Origin of the sequence: Allokutzneria albata (assembly GCF_900103775.1) — a bacterium.
Classification (GTDB): Bacteria; Actinomycetota; Actinomycetes; order Mycobacteriales; family Pseudonocardiaceae; genus Allokutzneria; species Allokutzneria albata.
Window position 1 is genome coordinate 1,622,190 of the sequence record NZ_LT629701.1, and the last position, 22,116, is coordinate 1,644,305.

The 22,116-nt window shown below is 70.9% G+C and carries 24 protein-coding genes; 15 read left to right on the forward strand and 9 right to left on the reverse strand.

The annotated features are described in order from the left end of the window. Positions 1–16 precede the first annotated feature (16 nt). Positions 17–1,393, forward strand: a complete 1,377-nt coding sequence (locus tag BLT28_RS07050; protein WP_030433293.1) for an MFS transporter — start codon at positions 17–19, stop codon at positions 1,391–1,393. A 62-nt stretch (positions 1,394–1,455) separates the two neighbouring features. Continuing rightward, the gene (locus tag BLT28_RS07055; protein ID WP_030433292.1) at positions 1,456–2,247 is read left to right on the forward strand and encodes an ArsR/SmtB family transcription factor; all 792 of its coding nucleotides are present in this window, start codon (positions 1,456–1,458) and stop codon (positions 2,245–2,247) included. A 333-nt stretch (positions 2,248–2,580) separates the two neighbouring features. Here the strand turns inward: BLT28_RS07055 and BLT28_RS42420 are convergent, their stop codons facing one another. The 4 genes from BLT28_RS42420 to BLT28_RS07070 form a co-directional block, all read right to left on the reverse strand. Beyond that, positions 2,581–2,712, reverse strand: coding sequence for a hypothetical protein (locus BLT28_RS42420; RefSeq protein ID WP_269459638.1), 132 nt, complete (start codon positions 2,710–2,712; stop codon positions 2,581–2,583). Positions 2,713–2,923: 211 nt separating this feature from the next. Beyond that, positions 2,924–3,634 carry a hypothetical protein gene (locus BLT28_RS07060; protein ID WP_030433291.1) on the reverse strand — a complete coding sequence of 237 codons (711 nt, stop codon included), beginning with the start codon at positions 3,632–3,634 and terminating at the stop codon, positions 2,924–2,926. A 14-nt stretch (positions 3,635–3,648) separates the two neighbouring features. Then, positions 3,649–5,988, reverse strand: a complete 2,340-nt coding sequence (locus BLT28_RS07065) for a glycoside hydrolase family 3 C-terminal domain-containing protein (protein ID WP_030433290.1) — start codon at positions 5,986–5,988, stop codon at positions 3,649–3,651. 22 nt (positions 5,989–6,010) lie between these two features. Further along, positions 6,011–6,436, reverse strand: coding sequence for a MarR family winged helix-turn-helix transcriptional regulator (locus tag BLT28_RS07070; protein WP_030433289.1), 426 nt, complete (start codon positions 6,434–6,436; stop codon positions 6,011–6,013). Positions 6,437–6,502: 66 nt separating this feature from the next. Between BLT28_RS07070 and BLT28_RS07075 the strand changes: the two genes are divergently transcribed. The 12 genes from BLT28_RS07075 to BLT28_RS07130 all read left to right on the forward strand — a co-directional run bounded on the left by BLT28_RS07075 (position 6,503) and on the right by BLT28_RS07130 (position 18,325). Continuing rightward, positions 6,503–6,928: a PaaI family thioesterase gene (locus BLT28_RS07075; protein ID WP_030433288.1), complete on the forward strand. Its 426-nt coding sequence runs from the start codon at positions 6,503–6,505 to the stop codon at positions 6,926–6,928. Between the two features lie 106 nt (positions 6,929–7,034). Further along, on the forward strand, positions 7,035–7,442 hold the full coding sequence (locus BLT28_RS07080) for a hypothetical protein (RefSeq protein ID WP_030433287.1): 408 nt from the start codon (positions 7,035–7,037) through the stop codon (positions 7,440–7,442). Positions 7,443–7,504: 62 nt separating this feature from the next. Beyond that, a complete protein-coding gene (locus BLT28_RS07085) occupies positions 7,505–8,083 on the forward strand; it encodes a TetR/AcrR family transcriptional regulator (protein ID WP_030433286.1) in 579 nt (192 codons plus the stop codon). Between the two features lie 66 nt (positions 8,084–8,149). Continuing rightward, complete coding sequence (locus BLT28_RS07090) at positions 8,150–9,106, forward strand: alpha/beta fold hydrolase (RefSeq protein WP_081900793.1); 957 nt, start codon at positions 8,150–8,152, stop codon at positions 9,104–9,106. Between the two features lie 350 nt (positions 9,107–9,456). Further along, on the forward strand, positions 9,457–9,801 hold the full coding sequence (locus BLT28_RS07095) for a histone-like nucleoid-structuring protein Lsr2 (protein WP_030433284.1): 345 nt from the start codon (positions 9,457–9,459) through the stop codon (positions 9,799–9,801). Between the two features lie 148 nt (positions 9,802–9,949). Next, a complete protein-coding gene (locus BLT28_RS07100) occupies positions 9,950–10,594 on the forward strand; it encodes a TetR/AcrR family transcriptional regulator (protein ID WP_030433283.1) in 645 nt (214 codons plus the stop codon). 89 nt (positions 10,595–10,683) lie between these two features. Next, positions 10,684–12,111, forward strand: a complete 1,428-nt coding sequence (locus tag BLT28_RS07105; protein WP_081900796.1) for an MDR family MFS transporter — start codon at positions 10,684–10,686, stop codon at positions 12,109–12,111. A gap of 445 nt (positions 12,112–12,556) precedes the next feature. Then, entirely contained in the window at positions 12,557–12,763 is a 207-nt protein-coding gene (locus BLT28_RS07110; RefSeq protein ID WP_156051773.1) for a hypothetical protein, read from the forward strand. 299 nt (positions 12,764–13,062) lie between these two features. Then, positions 13,063–13,758: a response regulator transcription factor gene (locus BLT28_RS07115; RefSeq protein ID WP_030433280.1), complete on the forward strand. Its 696-nt coding sequence runs from the start codon at positions 13,063–13,065 to the stop codon at positions 13,756–13,758. Beyond that, positions 13,755–15,134, forward strand: a complete 1,380-nt coding sequence (locus BLT28_RS07120; protein WP_052408142.1) for a sensor histidine kinase — start codon at positions 13,755–13,757, stop codon at positions 15,132–15,134. The genes BLT28_RS07115 and BLT28_RS07120 overlap by 4 nt, the downstream gene beginning before the upstream one ends. Positions 15,135–15,197: 63 nt before the next feature. Beyond that, positions 15,198–16,457, forward strand: a complete 1,260-nt coding sequence (locus BLT28_RS07125) for a bifunctional glycosyltransferase family 2/GtrA family protein (RefSeq protein ID WP_030433278.1) — start codon at positions 15,198–15,200, stop codon at positions 16,455–16,457. Beyond that, positions 16,454–18,325 (forward strand): ArnT family glycosyltransferase, encoded by a 1,872-nt coding sequence (locus tag BLT28_RS07130; protein WP_052408141.1) that lies wholly within the window; start codon positions 16,454–16,456, stop codon positions 18,323–18,325. Before BLT28_RS07125 ends, BLT28_RS07130 begins: the two co-directional genes overlap by 4 nt. Here BLT28_RS07130 and BLT28_RS07135 read toward each other — a convergent pair. Next, a complete protein-coding gene (locus tag BLT28_RS07135; protein WP_030433276.1) occupies positions 18,322–19,167 on the reverse strand; it encodes an oxygenase MpaB family protein in 846 nt (281 codons plus the stop codon). The two genes, BLT28_RS07130 and BLT28_RS07135, sit on opposite strands and share 4 nt — an antisense overlap. A gap of 124 nt (positions 19,168–19,291) precedes the next feature. On the opposite strand from BLT28_RS07135, the gene BLT28_RS07140 reads away from it, so the two are divergent. Beyond that, positions 19,292–19,606 carry a hypothetical protein gene (locus tag BLT28_RS07140; protein ID WP_030433275.1) on the forward strand — a complete coding sequence of 105 codons (315 nt, stop codon included), beginning with the start codon at positions 19,292–19,294 and terminating at the stop codon, positions 19,604–19,606. A 73-nt stretch (positions 19,607–19,679) separates the two neighbouring features. Here the strand turns inward: BLT28_RS07140 and BLT28_RS07145 are convergent, their stop codons facing one another. The 4 genes from BLT28_RS07145 to BLT28_RS07160 all read right to left on the reverse strand — a co-directional run bounded on the left by BLT28_RS07145 (position 19,680) and on the right by BLT28_RS07160 (position 22,115). Beyond that, on the reverse strand, positions 19,680–20,171 hold the full coding sequence (locus tag BLT28_RS07145) for a DinB family protein (protein ID WP_030433274.1): 492 nt from the start codon (positions 20,169–20,171) through the stop codon (positions 19,680–19,682). Positions 20,172–20,181: 10 nt separating this feature from the next. After that, the gene (locus BLT28_RS07150) at positions 20,182–21,387 is read right to left on the reverse strand and encodes an RNA polymerase sigma factor (protein WP_231950666.1); all 1,206 of its coding nucleotides are present in this window, start codon (positions 21,385–21,387) and stop codon (positions 20,182–20,184) included. After that, complete coding sequence (locus tag BLT28_RS07155; RefSeq protein WP_030433272.1) at positions 21,384–21,719, reverse strand: YciI family protein; 336 nt, start codon at positions 21,717–21,719, stop codon at positions 21,384–21,386. The genes BLT28_RS07150 and BLT28_RS07155 overlap by 4 nt, the downstream gene beginning before the upstream one ends. 78 nt (positions 21,720–21,797) lie before the next feature. After that, on the reverse strand, positions 21,798–22,115 hold the full coding sequence (locus BLT28_RS07160) for a DUF1048 domain-containing protein (RefSeq protein WP_030433271.1): 318 nt from the start codon (positions 22,113–22,115) through the stop codon (positions 21,798–21,800). Position 22,116: the final 1 nt, after the last annotated feature.

A 22,116-nucleotide genomic window follows, 5' to 3' on the forward strand; every position in this document is an offset into this window, starting at 1 on the left:
GCGCCAGACTGCGATCATGACTTCCGACGAGCCCGACCCCCGACGCTGGAAAGCCCTCGCCGTCAGCCTCAGCGCCGGGTTCATGGGCCTGCTCGACGTCAGCATCGTCAACGTCGCCCTGCCCTCCATGCAGACCGGCCTCGACGCGTCCCCGGGCGCGGTCCAGTGGGTCGTCTCCGGCTACGCCCTCGCCTTCGGGCTGACCCTCGTCGCGGGCGGGCGGCTGGGCGACGCGCTGGGCCGGCGCACCATGTTCCTGCTGGCCCTGGGCGGGTTCGTGCTGACGAGCGCCCTCGCCGGGATGGCGACGGACACGATGACGCTGATCGTGGCGCGGCTGCTGCAGGGCGCGTCGGCGGGGCTGCTGAACCCGCAGAACTCCGGGTTGATCCAGGACCTGTTCCGCGGTGCCGAACGCGGACGGGCGTTCGGGTTGCTCGGGGCGTGCATCGGGGTGTCGACGGCGGTCGGGCCGGTCCTCGGCGGGGTGATCATCGCAGCCTTCGGGCCCGAGCACGGCTGGCGCTGGGTCTTCTACGTGAACCTGCCGATCGGGTTGCTGGCGCTGGCCTTCGCGGTGCGGCTGCTGCCCGCGGACCGCCGTCGCCCCGCGCGCATCCGCGACGAGATCGACTTCGTGGGGGCGGTCCTGCTCGGTCTGTCGGTGCTGTGCGTGCTGCTTCCCCTGGTGCTGTTCGAGGACGGGGTCTGGTGGCCGCTCCCGTTCGTGGCGGTCTTCGGCTGGGCCTTCGTCCGGTGGGAGCGCCGCACCATCCACAGTGGACGCGTTCCGCTGCTGGACACGCGGCTGTTCACCGACACCGCGGGGTACTCCTCGGGTGCGGCGATCGGTGCGGCCTACTTCTGCGGGTTCACCGGGGTCTTCGTGGTGCTGTCGATGTTCTTCCAGGCGGGGGAGGGCTACACCGCGCTGGAGTCCGGGCTCGTGGTCACCCCGTTCGCCCTCGGCTCCGCGCTGGCCGCCGCCCTCGCCGGTCGGATGGTGGTCCGGTTCGGCCGACGTCTGACGATCTTCGGGCTGGGTGTGGTCGCGGCCGGGTTCACCGTCGCCGGGGTGCTCGCGCTGACCGCGCCGCAGCAGGGGCTCGGCGTGTGGGTGGCGCTGCCGCTGGCGGCGGCCGGGCTCGGCGGGGGCATGGTGATCTCCCCGAACACCACGATGACCTTGGAGAACGTCCGCGGCGAGATGGCGGGCGTCGCGGGCGCGGTGCTGCAGACGGGCCAGCGGATCGGCACGGCGATCGGCGCGGCCCTGCTCGTGGCGGTCTTCCACGTGGTGGGCGGCCGGGCCGGGCTGGCGGCGGCCCTGGCCTGCGCGGTCGCGCTCGTCCTGGTGGCGCTCGGGCTCGCGGTCCGGGAACGGCGCGGTTGACATGCAGCCAAACGGCTGCCTATATTTCAGGCAGCCAAAAGGCTGCATATTGGGGGAAGGCGATGGACGAGGTGTTCAAGGCGCTCGGCGACGCCAGCAGGCGGCGGTTGCTGGACAGCCTGAACGCGCGCAACGGGCAGACGTTGCGCGAGCTGTGCTCCGGGCTGGACATGGCCCGGCAGTCGGTCAGCAAGCACCTGGCGCTGCTGGAGGCGGCCGGGCTGGTGACCACCGCGCGCAGGGGGAGGGAGAAGTTGCACTACCTCAACGCCGAACCGATCAACGCCATCGCCGACCGCTGGATCGGCCGGTACGCCAGGCAGCGCGTCCAGGCGCTGGCCGATCTCAAGACCGCATTGGAGCAGGAAACCATGGGTGCGACCGAGTTCAGCTACACCACCTACATCAAGACCACGCCGGAGCGGTTGTGGCAGGCGATCACCGACCCGGCCTTCACCAGCCGGTACTGGGGCGTCACCTTCGAGTCGGACTGGGCCAAGGGCTCGGGGATGACCTGGGTGATGGGCGATGTGCGGATGTCCGACCCGGAGCAGGTCGTGCTGGAGTCCGACCCGTACCGCAGGCTGGCCTACACCTGGCACACCTTCACGCCGGAGTTCATCGCCGAGCAGAAGATCGACGACGAGCTGGCGGCCAGGCTCACCGCCGAACCGCGCACCAAGGTGAGCTTCGACCTGGAGCCGGCGGGCGAGCTGGTCAAGCTCACCGTGCTGCACGACGGCTTCGCGCCGGACAGCGTCCTGCACGGCATGGTCAGCGAGGGGTGGCTGCCGCTGCTGTCCAGCCTCAAGACGCTGCTGGAGACGGGCGAGCCGCTGCCAGAGCCGAAATGACCCGCTCCGCACCATCCTCACTGGACAGTGGGTCGGCGATCGCCGCGGCCCGGTCGCGGTAGACCGGCGCCTCGACGGCCCGCACGAGCGCGTTCGCGAAGCGGTCCGCGCGCGACCGCTTCGCCGGAGGGGCCGACGGGCCACGCGGAACGCCGCCAACCGACGCGCCCAGAACGGCTGGTCCGCCTCGACCGGCACCGGAACTGCGGGAACCCCGGCCCGCAGATGTCGAGCGCGGCCCATCCGCGCTGCACGATCGCGCGCAGACCAGTGCGCCGCGTAGACCGGCGGCGACGTCGTCGTGGATTCCCGTGGTCAGCAGCACGACCCGGCTCACGGCGTTCTCCTTGTCGCGTGGTCGAAAAGCTCCACCAGCTCGTCGCGGTACCCGCGCACATCGAACCCCGGATCGCGGACCAGCCGGGCGGCGGCAGCGTCGATCGCCTGGCGCAGCACGAGATCCATCGCCTCGGGCGCGAAGTCGCGGAACTCCCGGAAGCCCGGCCCGCGCGGAAGATCGGTTTCGGGTCGAGGACGTCCAGCACGGGCGCGATGGCCTCGGCGATGCACGCGTGGGCGCCCGCCATGCCTGCGCGCGCCGCTGCTGTTCGACGAAGGTGGGTTCTGACCGCACGGCCAGAGAACGGACCGCGCGGTCAGAACCTGTCGAGCGGGCTCAGGGGCGCGGCGGGAGCTGCAACTTCTGGCAGGGCCAGCCGGTCTCCTTCTCCGATCCGGTCTTGTACATACCGGAGGCGCAGACGTCGAGGTCTCCCTTGACCGCGTCCGGGATCTCGTAAAGCCCCATCGTCACGCCCGCCTCGCCCGGCTTGAGGTTCGCCTTGGGGCTGTAGTTGGTGGCGAAGATGTGCATGGTCCAGTCGTTGGCGAGCGGGACCAGGCTCGTGTGCAGCAGCTCGCTGCTGGCGTGGCAGTACCCCGTCACGAAGATGGGGTTGGCGGCACCGGTGGGGCACGGGACGGAGGGTGCCTGCGACGTCGCCCACCGCACGTTCAGGTCGCGCGGACCGAAGTCCTCGACCTCCACTGCCGGGTCGGCCGACGCGGCGGCGAAGTACACCTTGAGGAAGGTCGACCCGGCGGGCGCGGGCTTCCTGTGGCCGGTGTAGTTGTCGGTCCAGTCCGTCTTGAGGACCTTCACCGAGACCTTGGCCTTGTTGACGCCCACGCGGGAGCTCCCCTGGAAGGTGAGCGCCTCGCCCGGCAGGTCGGCGAAGGTCTGCGGCTTCTCCGTCGTCTCCGGGGCAGCTGCGCCGTTACCGCCTCCGGTCCCGGCGGGAGAGGTGGAGCCCCCGCTGCCTCCGCCGCACGCGGTGCCCGCCAGTGCCAGAGCGGCCGCGATCGTGACCAGTCGGATCGTTCTCATGGTGCGCTTTCCTATCAGGAACGCGCACGCGACCTGACATCACCCGCGCTGGGTCCCACCAAAATGTCGAAGGATCCGGGCTCCCTCTGCCACTTTTTGTCGGCCCAGTGCTGGAACGCCCGCTCCGGCAGCTCGACGACGGCCTCGGCGGTCTCGCCCGGCGCGGCCGTCACGGCGGCGAATCCCGCGAGCCAGCGGACGGGGCGGGAGATCGCCGAGGACGGCCGCGACAGGTAGACCTGCACGACTTCGCGTCCGGTCCGCGACCCGGTGTTGGTCAGCCGCACCCGCACGCGATTGCCGGACTCCACAACGACTTCCTCGTATTCCCACGACGTGTACCCGAGCCCGTGGCCGAACCAGTACGCGGGCTCGGCGCCGTCCCGGAGCCACTTGCGGTGGCCGATGTCCAGGCCCTCGGAGTACTCCAGCCTGCCCTCCACCGGCGTGACCGACTCGGCCGAGACGTCCTCGGCGGGCCAGGTCGTCGGCAACCGCCCGCCGGGTTCGGCCGCGCCCAGCAGCACGTCCGCCAGCCCGGCGCCCGCCTCCTGCCCGGGCAGCCAGCTCAGCAGGACCGCGGGCACCTCCTCGCGCCAGGGCATCAGCACCGGGGCCCCGGAGTTCACCACGACGACGGTCCTGGGATTGGCCGCGGCCACCGCGCGCACCAGCTCGTCCTGCCTGCCGGGCAGCGCGAGCGTGGCCCGGTCCGACCCCTCGCTCTCCGACTCGTCGGTGGTGCCGACCACGACCACCGCGACGTCACTGGTGCGCGCCAGCTCCACGGCCTCCGCGAAGTCGTCGTCACCGCGCGGGGCGTCAGCGGAGAGCACAGAGGCGCGGCTGGCGTCGGGGGAGAGCCGGCGGCGCGCGACGATGTGCGCGGGCTTGCCCGCCTCCAACGGGACGGTGACCGTTCGCCACGTCGGGTCGAGGAAGAGCGTCGCGGGATCGTCCGTGTCGATCTCGATCACCTCGTCGACGAGCGTCTTCCCGTCCACCGCAAGGGAAACCGGACCCCAGGCGCCGAAGGAGATCTCCCAGTCGCCGGAGACGTCGGGGTGCAGCACGGCCTGGATCTCCACGGTGTCCTCACCCGTGGCGCGGCTCGGTTCGGGCAGTCTGCCGGTGAGCCGGTGCTCGGCGAGCAGTTCCGCTCCGGCTGCGTCCAGAACGCGCACGAGCAGACCGGGCTCGCCCGTGATCGGGTGGGTGGAGTTGCCCCGGTGCAGCGGCGTCGGTTTGGTGGTCGTGCGGACGCCGGGGGAGTGCGCCACCTCGGCGACACCATCCAGCGCGGCTCGTAGACCGTCCACAGGGGACACGACGGTGGACGGGTAGACCTCCGCGCTGCCGCCACCCTGGAAGCGCACCGCCGCCGCGTTGGGGCCGACAACCGCAACCCGCTTCACAGTGGACAGTGGGAGCAGCGAACCTTCGTTGCGCAGCAACACCGTGCTCGCCGTGACCGCCGCCCGGAGCAGTTCGCGGTCGTCGCCGGGTGCCGGGGTGGACGGGTCGCTCACTCGCGAGGCGAGCCGGAGCAGGCGGCGGATCTTCTCGTCCAGCGCCGACTCGGGCACCTCGCCGGACCGCACCGCTTCGGCGAGCCCGAGGCTCCAGTGACTGCGCGGGCCGGGCATCACCAGGTCCTGCGGCGCGTTCGCGGACGCGGCGACCGAGCGCACGGCACCCCAGTCCGAGACCACGACGCCGTCGAAGCCCCACTCGCCCTTCAGCGGTTCGGCGAGCAGCGGGTTCTCGGTCATCGTCGTCCCGTTGACCGAGTTGTAGGCCGCCATCACCACCCACACACCCGCCTCGACCGCCGCTTCGAACGGGGCGAGGTACAGCTCGCGCAGCGTGCGTTCGTCCAGGCGGGCGTCCAGGGTCATCCGGTCGGTCTCGGAGTCGTTGGCCACGTAGTGCTTGGCGGTCGCCGCGACCCCACCGGACTGCACGCCCCGGATGTAGGCGTCGCCGATCCGCGCGGTCAGCACCGGGTCCTCGGAGAAGCACTCGAAGTGCCGTCCGGTGACCGGCGAGCGGTGCAGGTTGATCGTGGGCGCGAGCAGGACGTCCACGCCCTTGCGCCGGGCCTGGGCCGCCAGCGCCACGCCGAGCCGCCGCACCAGCTGCTCGTCCCAGGTGGCCGCGAGCGCGCTGGGAGAGGGCAGGGCGATCGAGTGGTCGCGTTCGTCCCACTTCTCCCCGCGCACCCCGATAGGACCGTCGGAGAGCACCAGCTCGCGCAGTCCGAGCGCGGGGTCGGCATGCGTGCGCCACATGGTTTTCCCGGTCAGCAGCCGGACCTTCCGCTCGATCGGCAGACCCGCGAGATCATCGTCCACCGACCCACCGTAGCGGGGCCGGTCAGGGCCGCCAGCGGGCGAGCCGGTCGAGGGCGGCGGCGGTCCCGGTGAACCCGTCCTCGCCGAGCAGTTCGCGCATCTCCGCGTTGAACCGCTCGATCTCCGGGCGCGCGGCGCGCAGCGCGGCGGCCCCGTCCGGGGTCAGCTCCAGGACGACGGCGCGGTACTCGCTCGGGTGCGGGTCCTTGGCGATCAGGCCCGCCGCGGTGAGCCTGCCGACCAGTGCGGTCACCGCCGACTCGCGCAGCCCGAGCGTCGCGGCGAGCTGCTGCTGGGTGATGCCCGGCCGCTCCCGCACCGCGAACAGCGCGCCGAGCTGCGCCGTGGTGATCCCGGCCGCGGCGACGCAGCGCCGGTCGGCCACCGTGCGCAGCTGGTGCGCCGCCCGCTGGAGCAGGAAGAACAGGCGCTGGTCGGGCTCGGGCATGCGTCGATCTTGACAGATCCGGGCGCGCTGGCGATGCTCACTTCACTATCGAAGTGAGGTGGTCCGGTGCACGACATCCCCGACCTGGAGACCGCGCGGCGCGTGCTGGCGGCCCAGCCGTTCAGCGCGCTGCTCGGCACCCGGCTCGCGGCCTTCGGCGACGGCGCCGCGACGCTGGAGCTGGACATCCGCGACGAGCTGCGCCAGCAGAACGGCGTGCTGCACGGCGGTGTGCTCGGCTACGCCGCCGACAACGCGCTGACCTTCGCCGCGGGCGCCGCGGCCGGAGCGGGCCTGATGACCTCCGGGTTCACCATCGACTACCTGCGGCCCGCGGACGGCGTCCTGCTCCGCGCGCACGCCCAGGTGGTCCGGGCCGGGCGCACCCGCGTCGTCTGCCGCTGCGATCTGTCCACAGTGGACGCTGATGGGATCGAGCGGCTGTGCGCGATCGCCCAGGGCACCATCGCCCGCCTCGATAACGCAGCGTGATCACGCTCGCGCGGATACCTTGATCCGGTGGCCGCTCGTCGAGGACGGGTGATCATCGCCCGGCGCGGCCCCCGATGCCGCGGCAGCCACCCCTAGGATCGCCGGGGTGGTCACGAACGACGCACTTCAGGCACTGACGGGAGCGGTTGAACGGGCGCTGACCGGACTGGAACGCCTGCCGTCCGAACCGCTGCCGCTCGCCGCGGCCGCGATGATCGCCGTCGAGTTCGAGGCGGCGGCCACCCAGGCCGAGCCGCGACTCTCCGTCACCCAGGACTCCGGCCCCGTGGCGATCGCCGTCCGCGCCGCCCGCGCGTCCCTGGTCGCCGACGGCTTCGACCCGCAGACCGCGCACGACCGGTTCGTCGAGCTGCTGGGCAGCCTGCAGGAACACCGCCACACCGACCGCTCCCGGCGTTCGGTCGCGGCCCTGTGGCAGGACGCCATCCCCGAGCAGCTCACCCGCCCCTCCCGCCGCTCGCGCCACCGCGCCCCCGACCCCCACGCCGTCTGACCCCGGCGGGGCCGGCCCAGGGTTACTGGACCGAGCGTTCCAGTGTTGCTACGGTCTGCCGCATGGGCAGGACCAAGGAGTTCGACCCCGACGTCGCACTGCGCGCGGCGATGGAGCTGTTCTGGCGGCGCGGCTACGAGGCCACCTCGATGCAGGACCTCGTCGACCACCTGGGCATCGGCAGGGCGAGCATCTACGCCACCTTCGGCAGCAAGCACGAGCTGTACCTGAGCGCCCTCGACCGCTACTGCGAGAGCATGGACGGCAGCGCGTTGACCGCGCTGTCCCAGCCCGGTCCCGCCCTGCCCGCGGTCCGCGCGGTGATGCGCTCCTTCGCCGAGAGGTCCCTCGCCGACGAGGAGCGCAAAGGGTGCATGGTCACCAACACGGCGGTCGAGTGCCTGCCGCGGGACCAGCAGGCGGCGCGCCGCGTCGACGCCAGTCACGACGCGATCGAGACGGCGCTGGCCGGTGCGCTGATCCGCGCGCAGAACCAGGGGGAGCTGGCCGAGGACCGTAACCCGCGGGCCATCGCCCGGTTCCTGGTGACGTTCCTGCAGGGCCTCCAGGTGATCGCCAGGACCGGCCACCGGCGCCGGTTGACCGATGCGGTCGAGCAGGCGCTGACGCTGCTCGACTGACATGTCCCGCACGCCGCTGTTGTGCTGCCCTTTAACTGGAACGCTCGATCTAAAAAGGAGACACGCATGGGTTGGCCCTCACGGCTCAAGGCCGGGCTCGTCGCAGTGGTGCTGCTGCTCGGCACCGGCGCGGGCACGCCGGACCCGTTGTCGGACAGCGCGCTCGCCCGCTCGCTGCCCGGGGACTTCCGCAGTGAGCACGCCGAGGTCAACGGCACGCGGCTGCACTACGTCGCCGGAGGCAAGGGGGAACCGCTCGTCCTGCTGCCCGGGTGGCCGCAGACCTGGTGGCAGTACCGCAAGGTGATGCCCGAGCTGGCGAAGAGCTACCGGGTGATCGCGGTCGACCTGCGCGGCATGGGTGGCTCGGCCAAGCCCGCGTCCGGCTACGACAAGAAGACGATGGCCGCCGACATCCACGAGCTGATCAAGAAGCTCGGCCACCCCGAGGTCAACGTGGCCGGGCACGACATCGGCGCGATGGTGGCGCACAGCCTCGCCGCGAACCACCCGGCGGCCGTGCGCAGGCTCGCGCTGCTCGACGTGCCGCACCCGGACGAGAGCCTGCGCTCGCTGACGCTGCTGCCCGACCCGAAGGGTGCACCGCACCTGTGGTGGTTCGCCTTCAACCAGGTCCAGGGACTGCCGGAGCAGCTGGTGAGCGGGCGGTCCCGGGCGATGCTCGACTGGCTGCTCGGCCGGATGCTCAAGGACCAGGCCAGCGTGGAGGAGCGGGCGCGGCAGGTGTTCGCGCGGGCCTACTCCTCCCCGGACGCGATCCGCGGCGGCAACGGCTGGTACCAGACCTTCAACCAGGACATCGAGGACGTGAAGACGTATCCGAAGGTGTCCGTTCCGGTGCTCGGCCTGGTCAATGACAGCCTCGGCCACGACGGGCTCAGTCAGGTCCTGCCGAAACAGGCGACGAACTTCCGGGTGGTTCCGGTGGCGCGCAGTGGTCACTACCTCGCCGAGGAACAGCCGCGCGCTGTCCTCGACGAACTGCGCAGGTTCTTCGGCTGAGGCGTTATGCCTCCCTGGTGCGATTGCGGGACCACCCGCAATCGCGACAAGGTGACATAACGTGAGGTCGCGTCGGGATCGGCGCGTGGGCTCGCACTAATCATTTGAGGGATTTCCTCCACATTTCGATCAGGGCCGACGCCCCGCCCGCGCGCAACGCCGTGACCACGGCGTTGGGTCCGGCCCACGGGGGACGGCGGTGGTCAACTCCGTGAATGTGACCGTTGCGTCCGGCGCAAAAGGGGGACGGGCTATGTCGAACACCCCGCGGGTTATTTGCTACTGTCGCGCCCAACGGGGCGACAAAACCGGCCAAACCCGACCTGACCACACCTTCACGGGGGCACATCATGGCTCAGCTCACCATCGTCCAGCTGATTGATGACCTGGACGGAACCAGTAGTGAGGACATCTCGCGCGTCGAGTTCGCTATTGACGGCGTCGCTTACGAGATCGACCTGAACGAGGAGAACTCGGCGAAGCTGCGGGACGCGTTCGCGCAGTACGTCGAGGCCGCGCGCCGGGTCGGCGGCCGGGCGAAGCGGGGCACCGCCCCGGGCCGGGCGGGCTCCACCCGCAGCAAGGACGAGACGCGGGCGATCCGCGACTGGGCCAAGGCGAACGGGCACGAGGTCTCCGACCGGGGCCGCATCCCGAGCAACGTCATCCAGGCCTACGAGGCGTCCAAGAACTAGGGCGTCCAAGAACTGGGCGAACACCCAGAGTCCTCGCAGCGGGGGCACCACCGGCCGGTGGTGCCCCCGCTGTCGTGTGTGCGAGCGCACAAACGTGCAGACCCTGCAAGTGTGCAGAGACTGCAAGATTATTTGCTAGCGTGGCCGCATGCCGTCGAACGACCAGGAGATGGGCCTGCGCGCCCGCAAGAAGCTGGAGACGCACCGGGCGCTGGCCAAGGCCGCGTTGCGCCTGGCTGCCGAGCGCGGGCTGGACAACGTCACCGCCGAGGACATCAGCGCCGCGGCGGGCGTCTCGCCCAGGACCTTCTTCAACTACTTCGCGTCCAAGGAGGACGCGATCCTGGTCGCCTACCCGGAGTCCGAGCAGGGCGCCGAGAACCTCATCCGGCGGTTCCTCGACGCGCCCGCCGAGCTGAGCCCGCTCGAGGCGCTGATGGAGATGATGGCCGAGGACATGGGCGTCCTCGACGACAACCGCGAGGAGTGGCTGAGCCGCTTCGCCATCGTCGACGAGAACCCCGCGCTGACCGCGCGGATCGTCTCCGGCCAGCTCAGCGGCGAGCAGAAGATGATCGACGCGATCGCCGAGCGCACCGGCCTCGACAGCACCGAGGACCTCTACCCCGCGCTGCTGTTCGCCACCTTCGGCGCCGCGGTCAAGGCCGCGACCAAGCTCTGGGCCCGCAACGGCGGACGGCAGCCGGTCGCCGAGCTGATCCGCGCCGCCGTGGACTCGCTCGCCGCCGGGCTGCCCGTGCCCGCGACCAGACCAAGCAGGGGGAACTCGTGACCAACACCGCCACCGCAGCACCGCCCGAGCCCGCGCAGCAGCACCGGGCGCCCGGTCGCCGCGCCGTCGTCCAGGCGCTGTCCGGACTGATGGTGGGCATGTTCGTGTCCATCCTCGCCTCCACCGTGGTGGCCAACGCGCTGCCGAGGATCATCTCCGACCTCGGGGGCTCGCAGTCGGCCTACACCTGGGTGGTGACCACCGAACTGCTGGCCATGACGGCCACGGTTCCCTTGTGGGGCAAGCTTTCCGACCTCTACAGCAAGAAGCTGCTCGTCCAGCTCTCGCTCGGGCTGTTCCTGGTCGGCTCGCTGGTCGCGGGCCTGTCCCAGGGCATCGAGGTGCTACTGGTCAGCCGGGTCGTGCAGGGCATCGGCGCGGGCGGGCTGACCGCGCTCGCCCCGGTCATCCTCGCCATGATCGTCTCACCGAGGGAGCTGGGCAGGTACTCCGGCATCCTCGGCGCGGTGTTCGCGGTCGGCACCGTCGCGGGCCCGCTGATCGGCGGCGTCCTGGTGGACACCCCGTGGCTGGGCTGGCGCTGGTGCTTCTTCCTCGGCGTCCCGTTGACCGCGCTGGCGATCGTGCTGCTGCAGCGCACCCTCGACCTGCCGACCACGCGCAAGGAGGTGCGTGTGGACTACCTCGGCGCCGCACTGCTGATGACCGGCGTCTCCACGCTGCTCGTGTGGTCCTCGTTGGCGGGCAACCAGTTCCCGTGGGGTTCGATGTGGACGGTGGTCCTCGTCGGCGGCGGCCTGCTGATCCTGGCCGCGGCGCTGGTCGTGGAGTCCCGCGTGCCCGAGCCCGTGCTGCCGCTGAGCCTGTTCCGCATCCGCACCGTCACGCTGTCGATCATCGCGAGCTTCCTCGTCGGCGTGGCGATGTTCGGCGGCACCGTGTTCCTCTCCCAGTACTTCCAGCTCTCGCTGGGCAAGACGCCGACCCAGGCCGGGCTGCTCAGCCTGCCGATGATCTTCTCGATGCTCATCGCCTCCACCGTCTCCGGCCAGCTGATCACCCGCACCGGCCGGTGGAAGTCGCACCTGGTGCTCGGTGCGGCGCTGATCGTCGCGGGGCTCTGCCTGCTCGGCACCATCAGCTCCACCACGCCGGTGGTGCTGCTCGGTTGCTACATGGCGGTCCTCGGCATCGGTGTCGGCCTGCTCATGCAGAACCTCGTCCTGGTCGCGCAGAACGACGCGCCGCCCAAGGACCTCGGCGCGGCCACTTCGGCACTCTCCTTCTTCCGCAGCCTTGGCGGTTCCATCGGTGTCAGCGTGCTCGGCGCGGTGCTTGCGAACCGCGTCGGTTCAATGACCGGGCATGGCGTGGTCCCGAATCTGGCGTTGTTGCCGGAGGCTGAGGCGGCGGTGGTTCGCGAGGCTTATGGGATTGCTACAGGCGAGCTGTTCTTGCTCGGTGCGCCTATGGCGGTGCTGGCGTTGGTGACGGTTGTGTTTATCAAGCCTATTCCGTTGAAGACGCAGAGTGCGGGGGAGCGGTTGGCTTCTTAGGTGGAGCTCTTCGTGGGCTGGGCTTCCAGCCTGAGGGCGGCTTGACCTGGGGCCCTTGCGCCTGCCCGTGGTCCTCGCGGGGCACGGGATGAAACTCCGGCCCTCACGATAAGCGTATGGCGCGCGCACCCCAGGTCAAGCCGACCCCGTTTTCAGCGGCGGCCCATTCGGCGTTTCGGACGCCTGGGAATTCACCCCGTAGAGCCATGGTCGTCTGTTTTCCTCGACTAGAACCGAAAGCATGGACCCCGATGAAAAACTGAACCCGGCTTATGCTGCGCTAGGTCGGGCCGCTGCCGCGTTTGCGGTCGAGGAGAAGTGCTGGCGTTCCTGTTGCCGATCTCGAAGGTCAAAGCGAGCCGGCTGCTCCACCGTGCCGCGGAGTTGGTGTCCCGGGGTGTCGGAGGCGATGGCCGCGGGCTGAGTGGACGAGGGCGAGGCGTTGATGATCATCGATCAACTCCGGCCCCTCTCCGCCGCCAACGCCGCGATCACCGAAGACGATCTCCTCGCCTGGGCGGAGACCCGCAACTACACCTCCACGCGGCAGCGGGCGCAGCGGTTCCTCCCGGGCCATGGCTACCTCCCGGCGCACACCGGCAGAGAAGCCGCCGCTGATGGCGTCACCAATCGGCGCACCGGTGCGACCTAGCATGCATTGCTGTCCATTTGATGGCACGAACACCGCCACAGCGAATCTGCGGCCCAAATGCAGGCGCCACCACCGGATGAAGCACGAATCCGACTGGAGCTGTGAGAACCTGCCGGACGGGCGGCACGTGTGGACCTCACCGAGGGGGAAGACCCTGGAAACCGAGGCAGAGCCGATCGCGGAACCGGCGCCGTTCCAGATCGGAAGAGTTCCGGGGATCCGAGCGGGCGAATCGGGGCTCCGCGCTGCTCAGCGGGCTCCCAGCGTTCTCTCAGGAATGCCCGGCAGGATGGCCCACCATGATCGGAACAGCGCGGCCCAGCACCCGGGTCCTGGTTGTTGACGACGAACAGGCGATCACCGAACTCGTGTCGATGGCGTTGCGGTACGAGGGGTTCGACGTGGTGTGCGCGGCGAGCGTCGCGGAGGCGTTGAGCGTGGCGGATCGGTTCACGCCGCACGTGGTGGTGCTGGACGTGATGTTGCCGGACGGCGACGGGTTCTCCTTGGCGCCGAAGCTCCACGCGAGGCAGGGCGGGGTGCCGGTGCTGTTCCTGACCGCGCGCGACTCGGACGAGGACAAGATCCGGGGGCTGACGCTGGGCGGGGACGACTACCTGACGAAGCCGTTCTCGGTGGGGGAGCTCGTCGCGCGGGTGCGCGCGGTGCTGCGGCGGACGGGGGCGGGGCGCGGGGCGGAGCGGCTGGTGTTCGCGGACGTGGAGATCGACCCGCGGACCCGTGAGGTGCACCGGGCTGGGCGGTTCATCGAGCTGACCGACACCGAGTACCGGTTGCTGCACTACTTCGTCGTGAACGCGCGGGTCGTGCTGACCCGGCAGCAGCTGCTGGACCACGTGTGGGGGCAGCAGTTCGCGGGGGAGGCGGGCAACCTCGAAACGTACGTGTCCTACCTGCGGCGCAAGCTCGACGACGGGCCGCGGCTGATCCACACGGTGCGGGGCGTCGGGTATGTGATGCGGTTGCCCCGGTGACGGGACTGCGCCGCAGGATGCTGCTGGTGATGGTGGTCCTCTCGGCCGCCGCCCTCACCTCCGTCGCCGCGCTCACCTTCACCTCGATGCGCTCCTTCCTGTTGCAGCGCACGGACGAGCAGCTGGACCTGGTCCGGTTGCCGATCGGGGCGAAGCTCGCGGGAGAGCAGATCAAGGAACCACCCCGGGAGGTCCAGCACTCCCTGGTCAACGTGTACGGCATCCTGCGCGGGCCGGACGGGCGCTTCGGGCAGGAGACGCGGTTCGGCGGCGGGGTGTCCTCGGCGGACCGGCCGGTGCTGGAGGACCTGCCGGTGATCGGCGAGCCGAAATCGGTCGAAGGGCACGCGGGGGTGCGGTACCGGCTCGCGGCCTATCCGGCCTTCGGCCCGCTGCAGGGAACGCTGTACGTGGCGATGCCGTTGACCGACGTGGACGCGACGCTGGACCGGCTGTTCGTGCTGGTCGTGGTGATCACCTCGGCGGTGCTGGTCGCGCTGCTGGCGTTCGCGCTGTCGTTGGTGCGCATGGGACTGCGGCCACTGGACAAGATGGAGGCGACCGCGACGGCCATCGCCTCGGGGGAGTTCCACCGGCGCATCGCCTACGTCGACAAGACCACCGAGGTGGGCAGGCTCGGCCTCGCGCTGAACACGATGCTGGGCCGCATCGAGGACGCGCTGGACCAGCGATCCCGGTCCGAGCAGCGACTGCGGACCTTCGTCGCGGACGCCAGCCACGAGCTGCGGACACCGCTGACCTCGATCCTGGGATACGCGCAGATGTTCCGCCGCGGAGCGGCCGCCGACCCGGACGACCTGCGCACGGTGATGCGGCGGATCGAGGACGAGTCCTCCCGGATGGCGAGGCTGGTGGAGGACCTGCTCGTGCTCGCCCGGCTCGACGACGGCAGGCCGCCGCGGTGCGCGGAGGTCGACGTTGCCGCGCTGTGCCGGGACGCGGTGCTCGACGCGAGATTGCACGAGCCGGGCCGCGTGATCAGCGGACCCGGGGACGAACCGGTCCTCGTCGTCGCGGACGCCGACCAGGTGCGCCAGGTGCTGGCGAACCTGTTGCGCAACGCGGTCACGCACACGCCTCCGGGCACGCCCGTCGACGTGCGGCTGACCAAGTCGGGTGACGAGGTCGCGATCGACGTCGTCGACCACGGTCCCGGCATCCCGGCCGAGTACCACGAGAGGGTGTTCGACCGGTTCTTCCGAGTCGCCGCGGGGCGGGAGCGCGACAGCGGCGGCGCAGGGCTCGGGCTGTCCATCGCCGCGGCCGTGGTGTCCGCGCACGGAGGACAGATCAGCGTTTTGGATACCCCGGGCGGCGGTGCGACCTTCCGGGTGGTCCTGTCCGGTAGAACCTGATTCCCAGGCTGCTCCCAGACTGGGCCCAGGAACGGTTGATGATCCACAGCGAGCGTACCGATCATGACTTCCACGCAGGCCCCGACCGGGGAGATCGCCGATCGCCTGGGCCCGGCGACCGCGGCGCCGAGGCCCACCGTCGACATCGTCGTGCCCGTCTACAACGAAGAACAGGACCTCGGCCCGAGCGTGCGCAGGCTGCACGCCTTCCTCGTGGAGTCCGCGGCCTTCCCGTTCAGCTGGCGGATCACCGTCGCCGACAACGCCAGCACCGACCGCACGTGGGAGATCGCCGGTGAGCTGGTCGCCGAGCTGCCGGGGGTCGGCGCGGTGCGGCTGGACGCCAAGGGACGGGGTCGTGCGCTCAACGCGGTGTGGACGACCAGTGACGCGGATGTGCTGGCGTACATGGATGTCGACCTGTCCACCGACCTCGCCGCGCTGCTGCCGCTGATCGCGCCCCTGGTGTCGGGGCACTCCGACGTGGCCATCGGCTCCCGGCTCGCGCGGGGCGCGCGGGTGGTGCGCGGACCGAAGCGCGAGTTCATCTCGCGTTGCTACAACCTGATCCTGCGCGGCACCCTGCGCGCCCGCTTCTCCGACGCCCAGTGCGGTTTCAAGGCCATCCGCAAGGACGTCGCCGAGCGGTTGCTGCCGTTGGTGGAGGACCCCGGCTGGTTCTTCGACACCAAACTGCTCGTCCTCGCCGAGCGCTCGGGGCTGCGCATCCACGAGGTGCCGGTGGACTGGGTGGACGATCCGGACAGCAGGGTGGACGTGATCGCGACGGCCATCGCCGACCTTCGCGGCGTCGCCAGGCTCACCAGGACGCTGGCGTCGGCGACGATGCGGGCCCGGCTGCCGACGACGCTGCGCTCCGCGCTCGCCGACGAGCACCCCGGGGTGCCGAAGGGGATGAGCGCACAGCTGCTGCGGTTCGCGGCCATCGGCGTTGTGTCCACAGTGGCCTATCTGATCCTCTATGCCCTGCTGCGGCCGATGATGGGAGCCTTCTCCGCGAACGCCCTGGCGCTGCTGACGTGCGCGGTGGGCAACACCGCCGCCAACCGGCTGTTCACCTTCGGCGTGCGCGGACCGGAAGGGCGGATCCGCGCGCAGTTCGAGGGCCTCGTCGTCTTCGCGCTCGGCCTCGGGCTCACGTCGGGGTCGCTGTGGTTGCTGGAAAACCTCGCCATGGGCGGCGGCACCGCGATCGAGCTGGTCGTGCTCTGCCTCGCCAACGCCGCGGCGACCCTGCTGCGGTTCGTGCTCTACCGGAACTGGGTCTTCCGGCCCGGCCGTGGAAAGGACATCGCTCGATGAGTAGGCCCAAGTGGGCTCTGGCCGCGATCCTCGCACTCGCCGCAGTGCTCTACGCGTGGGGAATCTGGGCGTGGGGCTGGGGGAACAGCTACTACACCGCCGCGACGCGGTCGATGTCCAGCGGCTTCGTGAACTTCCTCTTCGGCTCCTTCGACCAGGCCGGTGTGGTCACCGTCGACAAGCCGCCCTTCGCCCTGTGGCCGCAGGTGGTCTCCACCTGGATCTTCGGGTTCCACGGATGGGCGATCCTGTTGCCGCAGGCGGTTTTCGGCGTTGCCGCGGTGTTCCTGCTGCACCGGACCGTGCGGATGTGGGCGGGGGAGAACGCCGCGCTGCTGGCCGCGCTCGTGCTCGCGCTGACGCCGATCACCGTGGTGATCAACCGCGACAACAACCCGGACACGCTCCTGGTGCTGTTCCTGGTCGGAGCCGCCTACGCGATCACGCGGTCGATCCAGCCGGACATCGCCCCCGGGGCGGCGACGCGGTGGTTGCTGCTGGCCGCCTTCCTCGTCGGCTGCGGGTTCAACACGAAGATGCTCGCGGCGTGGATCGTGGTTCCCGCGTTGGTCGCGGCCTACCTGGTCGGCTCGACGGCGCCGTGGCGGCGGCGGATCACCGACACGCTCGGTGCGGGCGGGGTGCTGCTGGCCAGTTCGCTGTGGTGGGTCGCGCTGGTCGACCTGTGGCCGGGACGCAAGCCCTACATCGGCGGGAGCACCGACGGCACCGCGTTCGACCTGGTGATCGGCTACAACGGCCTCGCGCGCATCCTGGGCATGGGCGGCGGCGGTCCCGGCGGCATGCCGGGCGACATCCCGGCGGGGTTCCCCGGCGGGGAGAACATGTCGCGGGTGATGCGCAACCTGATGATGGGCGGTGATCCCGGGCTCGGCCGGATGTTCAACGAGGCGATGGGCGGACAGATCAGCTGGCTGCTCCCGGCGGCGCTGGTCGTCCTGGCCGGTGTGCTGGTGGCGAGCAGGCGGAACAAGGACGTCCCGGCCCACCAGCGCGCGGGCTGGGTGCTCTGGGGCGGCTGGTTGCTGGTCAACGGGCTGGTGTTCAGCTTCGCCGGCGGGATCTTCCACTCGTACTACACGACGGCGCTGGCCCCGGCGATCGCCGCGTTGATCGGAGCGGGAGTCGTTGCGGCACAACGCGTTCGCTTCGGCGTGCAGGCCCTGGCGGTGATCACCGCGGCCTGGGCGCTCGTGGTCGTGTACCGCAGCCCGGACTGGAACGGGTGGGTCGGTCCGGTGGTGGTCGTGCTCGCGGTGCTGGCGGTCGCCGCTTTCCGGGCACCCGCGCGGGTCACCGCGCCGGTCGGGGTCGCGGCGATGCTGTTCGCACCCGCGGTGTGGTCGGTCTCGGCCGCCTTCGGCCCGCCTCCGGCGAACGCGAGCCTGCCCACGGCCGGGCCGGAGTCCAGTGTGGAGCTTCGGCAGATGATGCCGCCGCAGATGTCCGAGGTGACCGGGGGCGACTGGACGAACAAGGGCGATCTGTCCGACGAGCAGCGGAAGGTGCTCGACTACGCGACCGCGAAGTCCGGCGGCGCGCGCATCACGCTCGGCGTGGACGGCGGCGCGATCATGGCGTCGAACTTCGTGCTCAACAGTGGCCGGGTGGTGATCGGCTTCGGCGGGTTCATGGGCGTCGACCCGGCACCGACCACCGAGGAGATCGCGGGCTGGGTGCGGCGCGGGGAACTCCGGTTCGTCCTGGCGGGACGGACGAGCATCGCCGAGATGACCAAGCGCGGCGGGCAGGCGAGCGAGCGCATGACGTGGGTGCGCGACAACTGCACTGTCGTTCCTCGCGAGGAGTACGGCGGAACGACGAGCATGCTCTACGAGTGCCGCTAGGTCATGGCCCAGCGGAGAAGGCCGACGATGCCGTGGCCGGCGAGCTGCACCGCGGTGCGCTCGACCGGCGGGAAGTACGGCAGGCGCAGCGGCCACCGGGTCCACGGCGGCAGCGCGGCCACGGCCGCTGAAGCCAGTGCGGCGTAAGGAGCCCGTGCCAGCAACGGAAGCGGCGGTTTGAAGAGGAGGAAACGAGCGGTGTCCCGGGCCTGCGCGGTGCCGCGCAGCTCGGGACGGTACGCGTCGAGCACGGCGTTCAGTTCCGCCCGGGAGCGCGGCGGGCCGAGCACGCCGAGCCCTTCGGCGATCCGCGCGGTGTCCGTCACGTAGGCGTCGCATTCGGCTCCGTTGAGCGGTTTCGGGCCGTAGCGCTGGTAGCAGCGGAGGAAGCTGTCGATCTCCGCCGCGTGCACCCAGCCGAGCAGGTGCGGATCGCCGGCCTGGTACGGCCGCCCGTCCGGCGCGGTGCCGCGGATGCGTTCGTGCACCGCGCGGACGTGGGCGATCGCCTCCTCGGCGTGCTGGGCCGTGCCGAAGGTGGTCATGGCAAGGAAGGTGCTGGTGCGCTGCAACCGCCCCCACGGGTCGGAGCGGTACCCGGAGTGCCCGGCCACCGCGGCCATCGCCAGCGGGTGCAGCGACTGCAACAGCAGCGCGCGCAGGCCGCCGACGAACATCGACGCGTCGGAGTGCACCCGCCGGATCGCGCTGTCCTCGGCGAACCACCTCGGGCCCGGCGTGGTGTCGATGCGATCGCGGGTGGCCGGGCCGTCCGGGCCCGCCACCCGCTCGAACAAGCTCGCCCCCACGCGCTGCCGCACGGCGTCCAGCCCCATCGCCATCTCCACCCCTTCCGGCAGGGACCAGCATGCGGGGCGGGGGTCGTGACCCGGCCACGGTTCGGTCTCGAGACGATCGCCCGAGCTCGTTTCGCGTCCGTGTCGGGGTGGTGGGGATAATGCGGGAGTGGACCATCTGGTGTGGGAGCACTTCCTGGTGACCGTCGGTGAGGTGACCCAGCAGACCTGGGACGGGAAGACCGTTCGGCAGTGGCCGGCCGGGACCCTGTTCGAGGAGCTGGTGTTCGCCGGGTACCCCCTCGCGCACAACCCGGACGCGCCCGACGAGTTCTGCCCGGCCCCCGAGTGGTTCGAGTTCAGCGTGGACCCGACGACCGGCAAGGTGATCGTCTTCGCCGAGCTCGACGCCTCGGCGCCCTACGACCTCACCGAGAACGGGGACGTCGTGCGGGCGTGGCGGGACGCGCACGTGCCCGGCTGACCCGTGTGCACACGTCGTCGACGTGGTGATCTCCGCGGTCGGCCGGCTGCACCGGCCGGGACCGCCGCGGACATCAGCCGGTGACCACCAGCCACTGGTGGCCGTCGAGGAGTTCGCGCGCGGCGTCGAGGTGCCCGGCGTGGCAGGCGGTTTCGGTGATCACGTGCAGCAGCACCTCACCGTTCGTGGCCAGGCGCCAGTCACCGAACAGCCCGTCCGGCCACCACGCGGGTGCGGAGTCCAGGGACGTCGTGGCGAGCACCGCGTCCGCGTGCTCGATCTGCGTCCGGTAACCGGCGAGCACCTGATCCGGAGGCAGGTTCGGGTCGACCCGCCAGGCATCCCCGACCACGTCGAGCTCGGCGATCGCGTCGGGCTGCCCGGCGACGACCGCGCGGAACCAGAACAGCTCGACGTCGAGCGCGAGGTGGTTGACCAGGTCGAGGCAGCTCCAGCCAGAGGGCAGCACCGGGCGCCGCAGATCCTCGGCGGTCAGGCCGGACAGGATGCCGAGCACGTGTCGGCGTTGGGCATCGAGCGCACCCAGCAAGTGCTTGTGGGACATGGGCTTCCTTCTACAGTTCGTCGGCGCGGGCGAGCAGTGCGCGCCGCTCGGCTCCGCTGTGGGTGCGCTCGGCGGCTTCCCGGAACAACGCGGCCGCGCGGTCGCGATCACCCGCTCGGGCGCGCAGGTCGGCTTCGGCGGCGATCGCCAGCGGGTAGTCCTCCAGCACACCGGTGACCCGCGCCCCGGCCAGCAGAGCCAGCCCGGTCGAAGGCCCTGACGCGTACCCGTGCGCGACCGCGCGGTTGAGCGCGATCACCGGGCTGGGCTGGAGCTCGAGCAGCCGGTCGTAGCACTCGGCGATCCGGTGCCAGTCCGTCGCTTCCGGGGCCGCCGCGGTGGCGTGGCAGGCGGCGATCGTGGCCTGCCACAGGTACGGCCCGTCGTGGTGCAGACCGGAGAGGATCTGCTGGGCTTCCTCGATCGCGCTGTGGTCCCACCGCGTCCTGTCCTGCCGGTCGAGCGGGACCAGTTCCCCGTTGCCATCCTGCCGGGTGTCGCGCCGGGAGTGCTGGAACAGCAGCAGTGCGAGCAGGGCGGCGGGTTCGGGCTGTCGCGGCATGAGCCGGGTGACCAACCGCGCCAGCCGGACCGCCTCGGTGGCGAACGCCGGTGCGCCGTCGGCGTTGTAGCCCTGGGTGAACAGCAGGTACACCACGGCCAGCACCCCGGGCAGCCGCTCGTCCAGCGCCGCACCGCTCGGCACGCGGTAGGGGATGCCCGCGCTCGCGATCTTCGTCTTCGCCCTGGTCAGTCTGCGGGTCATGGTGGACTCGCTGACCAGGAACGCCCGCGCGAGGTCGGCGGTGGGCACCGCGCAGATCGTGCGCAACGTCAGCGCCGTCCTGGCTTCCAGGGCCAGAGCCGGGTGACAGCAGGTGAACACCAGCCGCAGCCGGTCGTCGGCCACCTCCTCGGCCGGTGCCGGCTCGGTGGCCGCGGTCAGGGCGAGCACCGCCACCTCGCGGAGCTTCCGCCGCTCCACCGCGGACCGGCGGAGCGCGTCGACGGCGCGGTTGCGGGCCACCGTCATCAGCCAGCCGCCGGGGTTGTCCGGCACGCCCTCGCCCGGCCAGCGCGCCAGCGCGGCGGCGAGTGCTTCCTGGGCGCAGTCCTCGGCGAGGCCCCAGTCACCGGTGACGCGGATCAGCTTCGCCACGATCGCCGGGTACGCCGTGGCGGCGGTCTCCACCGCCACGGCGGAAGCCGGGATCACTGCTCGAAGTCGGCGAACGGACGGATCTCGATGCGCCCGGACCGCGCCATCGGGTGGGTGCGAGCCACCTCGATCGCCTCGTCCAGGTCCGCGCAGTCGAGCAGGTCGAAGCCGACGATCACCTCTTTGGTCTCGGTGAACGGGCCGTCGCTGACCAGGGTCCGGCCGTCGCGCACGCGCACCGTGGTCGCGGTCGAGGCCGGGGCCAGCGCCGCGCCCTGCAGGCGCCTGCCCGCCTCGTCGTTGTCCGCCACCCACACCTCGATGTCGGGCCCCGGCGCCGGGTCGGTGTCCGGCTCGGTGTCGGAGCAGACGAACATCATGTACTTCATCGCGACCGTCTCCCTCTTCTGGGCGGCCCCGAGCGGGCCGTTGCCATGATGACGATCGGCGAGCCCGGTTCCGGACAGCTACTTCTGGGATTTTCCGCTGATCGACTCCTGGTAGACGTCCGCGTAGGTGCGCGTGTCCTTGAGCAGGCCGTCGCAGAAGGCGGCGACGTCGGTGCCGATGAGCTGCAGGACCCCCTTGCCCGCCGCGACCCCCTCCTCGAAGAAGTCCACGATCCCGGTGAGCAGGGTCCCGTCGAGCAGGTCGACCGGTCCCACCTTGAAGATGTAGCGCTGGATCTCCTTGTAGACGATCTGGTAGTCCGGCGGGAGCGCCTTGACCCGCGCCATGTGCGCCCGCCACTGCTTCTTGCCCTCGATGATGTCCCGGATGCCCACG

Excerpts from the sequence above, each read along its gene's own strand:
- BLT28_RS07115 (WP_030433280.1), top strand. The coding sequence starts at position 13,063 with ATGATCGGAACAGCGCGGCCCAGCACCCGGGTCCTGGTTGTTGACGAC.
- BLT28_RS07110 (WP_156051773.1), top strand. The coding sequence starts at position 12,557 with ATGATCATCGATCAACTCCGGCCCCTCTCCGCCGCCAACGCCGCGATC.
- BLT28_RS07155 (WP_030433272.1), bottom strand. The coding sequence starts at position 21,719 with ATGAAGTACATGATGTTCGTCTGCTCCGACACCGAGCCGGACACCGAC.
- BLT28_RS07050 (WP_030433293.1), top strand. The coding sequence starts at position 17 with ATGACTTCCGACGAGCCCGACCCCCGACGCTGGAAAGCCCTCGCCGTC.
- BLT28_RS07105 (WP_081900796.1), top strand. The coding sequence starts at position 10,684 with ATGGTGGGCATGTTCGTGTCCATCCTCGCCTCCACCGTGGTGGCCAAC.
- BLT28_RS07100 (WP_030433283.1), top strand. The coding sequence starts at position 9,950 with ATGCCGTCGAACGACCAGGAGATGGGCCTGCGCGCCCGCAAGAAGCTG.
- BLT28_RS42420 (WP_269459638.1), bottom strand. The coding sequence starts at position 2,712 with ATGGATCTCGTGCTGCGCCAGGCGATCGACGCTGCCGCCGCCCGGCTG.
- BLT28_RS07135 (WP_030433276.1), bottom strand. The coding sequence starts at position 19,167 with ATGGCGATGGGGCTGGACGCCGTGCGGCAGCGCGTGGGGGCGAGCTTG.
- BLT28_RS07085 (WP_030433286.1), top strand. The coding sequence starts at position 7,505 with ATGGGCAGGACCAAGGAGTTCGACCCCGACGTCGCACTGCGCGCGGCG.
- BLT28_RS07130 (WP_052408141.1), top strand. The coding sequence starts at position 16,454 with ATGAGTAGGCCCAAGTGGGCTCTGGCCGCGATCCTCGCACTCGCCGCA.
- BLT28_RS07095 (WP_030433284.1), top strand. The coding sequence starts at position 9,457 with ATGGCTCAGCTCACCATCGTCCAGCTGATTGATGACCTGGACGGAACC.
- BLT28_RS07060 (WP_030433291.1), bottom strand. The coding sequence starts at position 3,634 with ATGAGAACGATCCGACTGGTCACGATCGCGGCCGCTCTGGCACTGGCG.
- BLT28_RS07055 (WP_030433292.1), top strand. The coding sequence starts at position 1,456 with ATGGACGAGGTGTTCAAGGCGCTCGGCGACGCCAGCAGGCGGCGGTTG.
- BLT28_RS07145 (WP_030433274.1), bottom strand. The coding sequence starts at position 20,171 with ATGTCCCACAAGCACTTGCTGGGTGCGCTCGATGCCCAACGCCGACAC.
- BLT28_RS07125 (WP_030433278.1), top strand. The coding sequence starts at position 15,198 with ATGACTTCCACGCAGGCCCCGACCGGGGAGATCGCCGATCGCCTGGGC.
- BLT28_RS07090 (WP_081900793.1), top strand. The coding sequence starts at position 8,150 with ATGGGTTGGCCCTCACGGCTCAAGGCCGGGCTCGTCGCAGTGGTGCTG.
- BLT28_RS07070 (WP_030433289.1), bottom strand. The coding sequence starts at position 6,436 with ATGCCCGAGCCCGACCAGCGCCTGTTCTTCCTGCTCCAGCGGGCGGCG.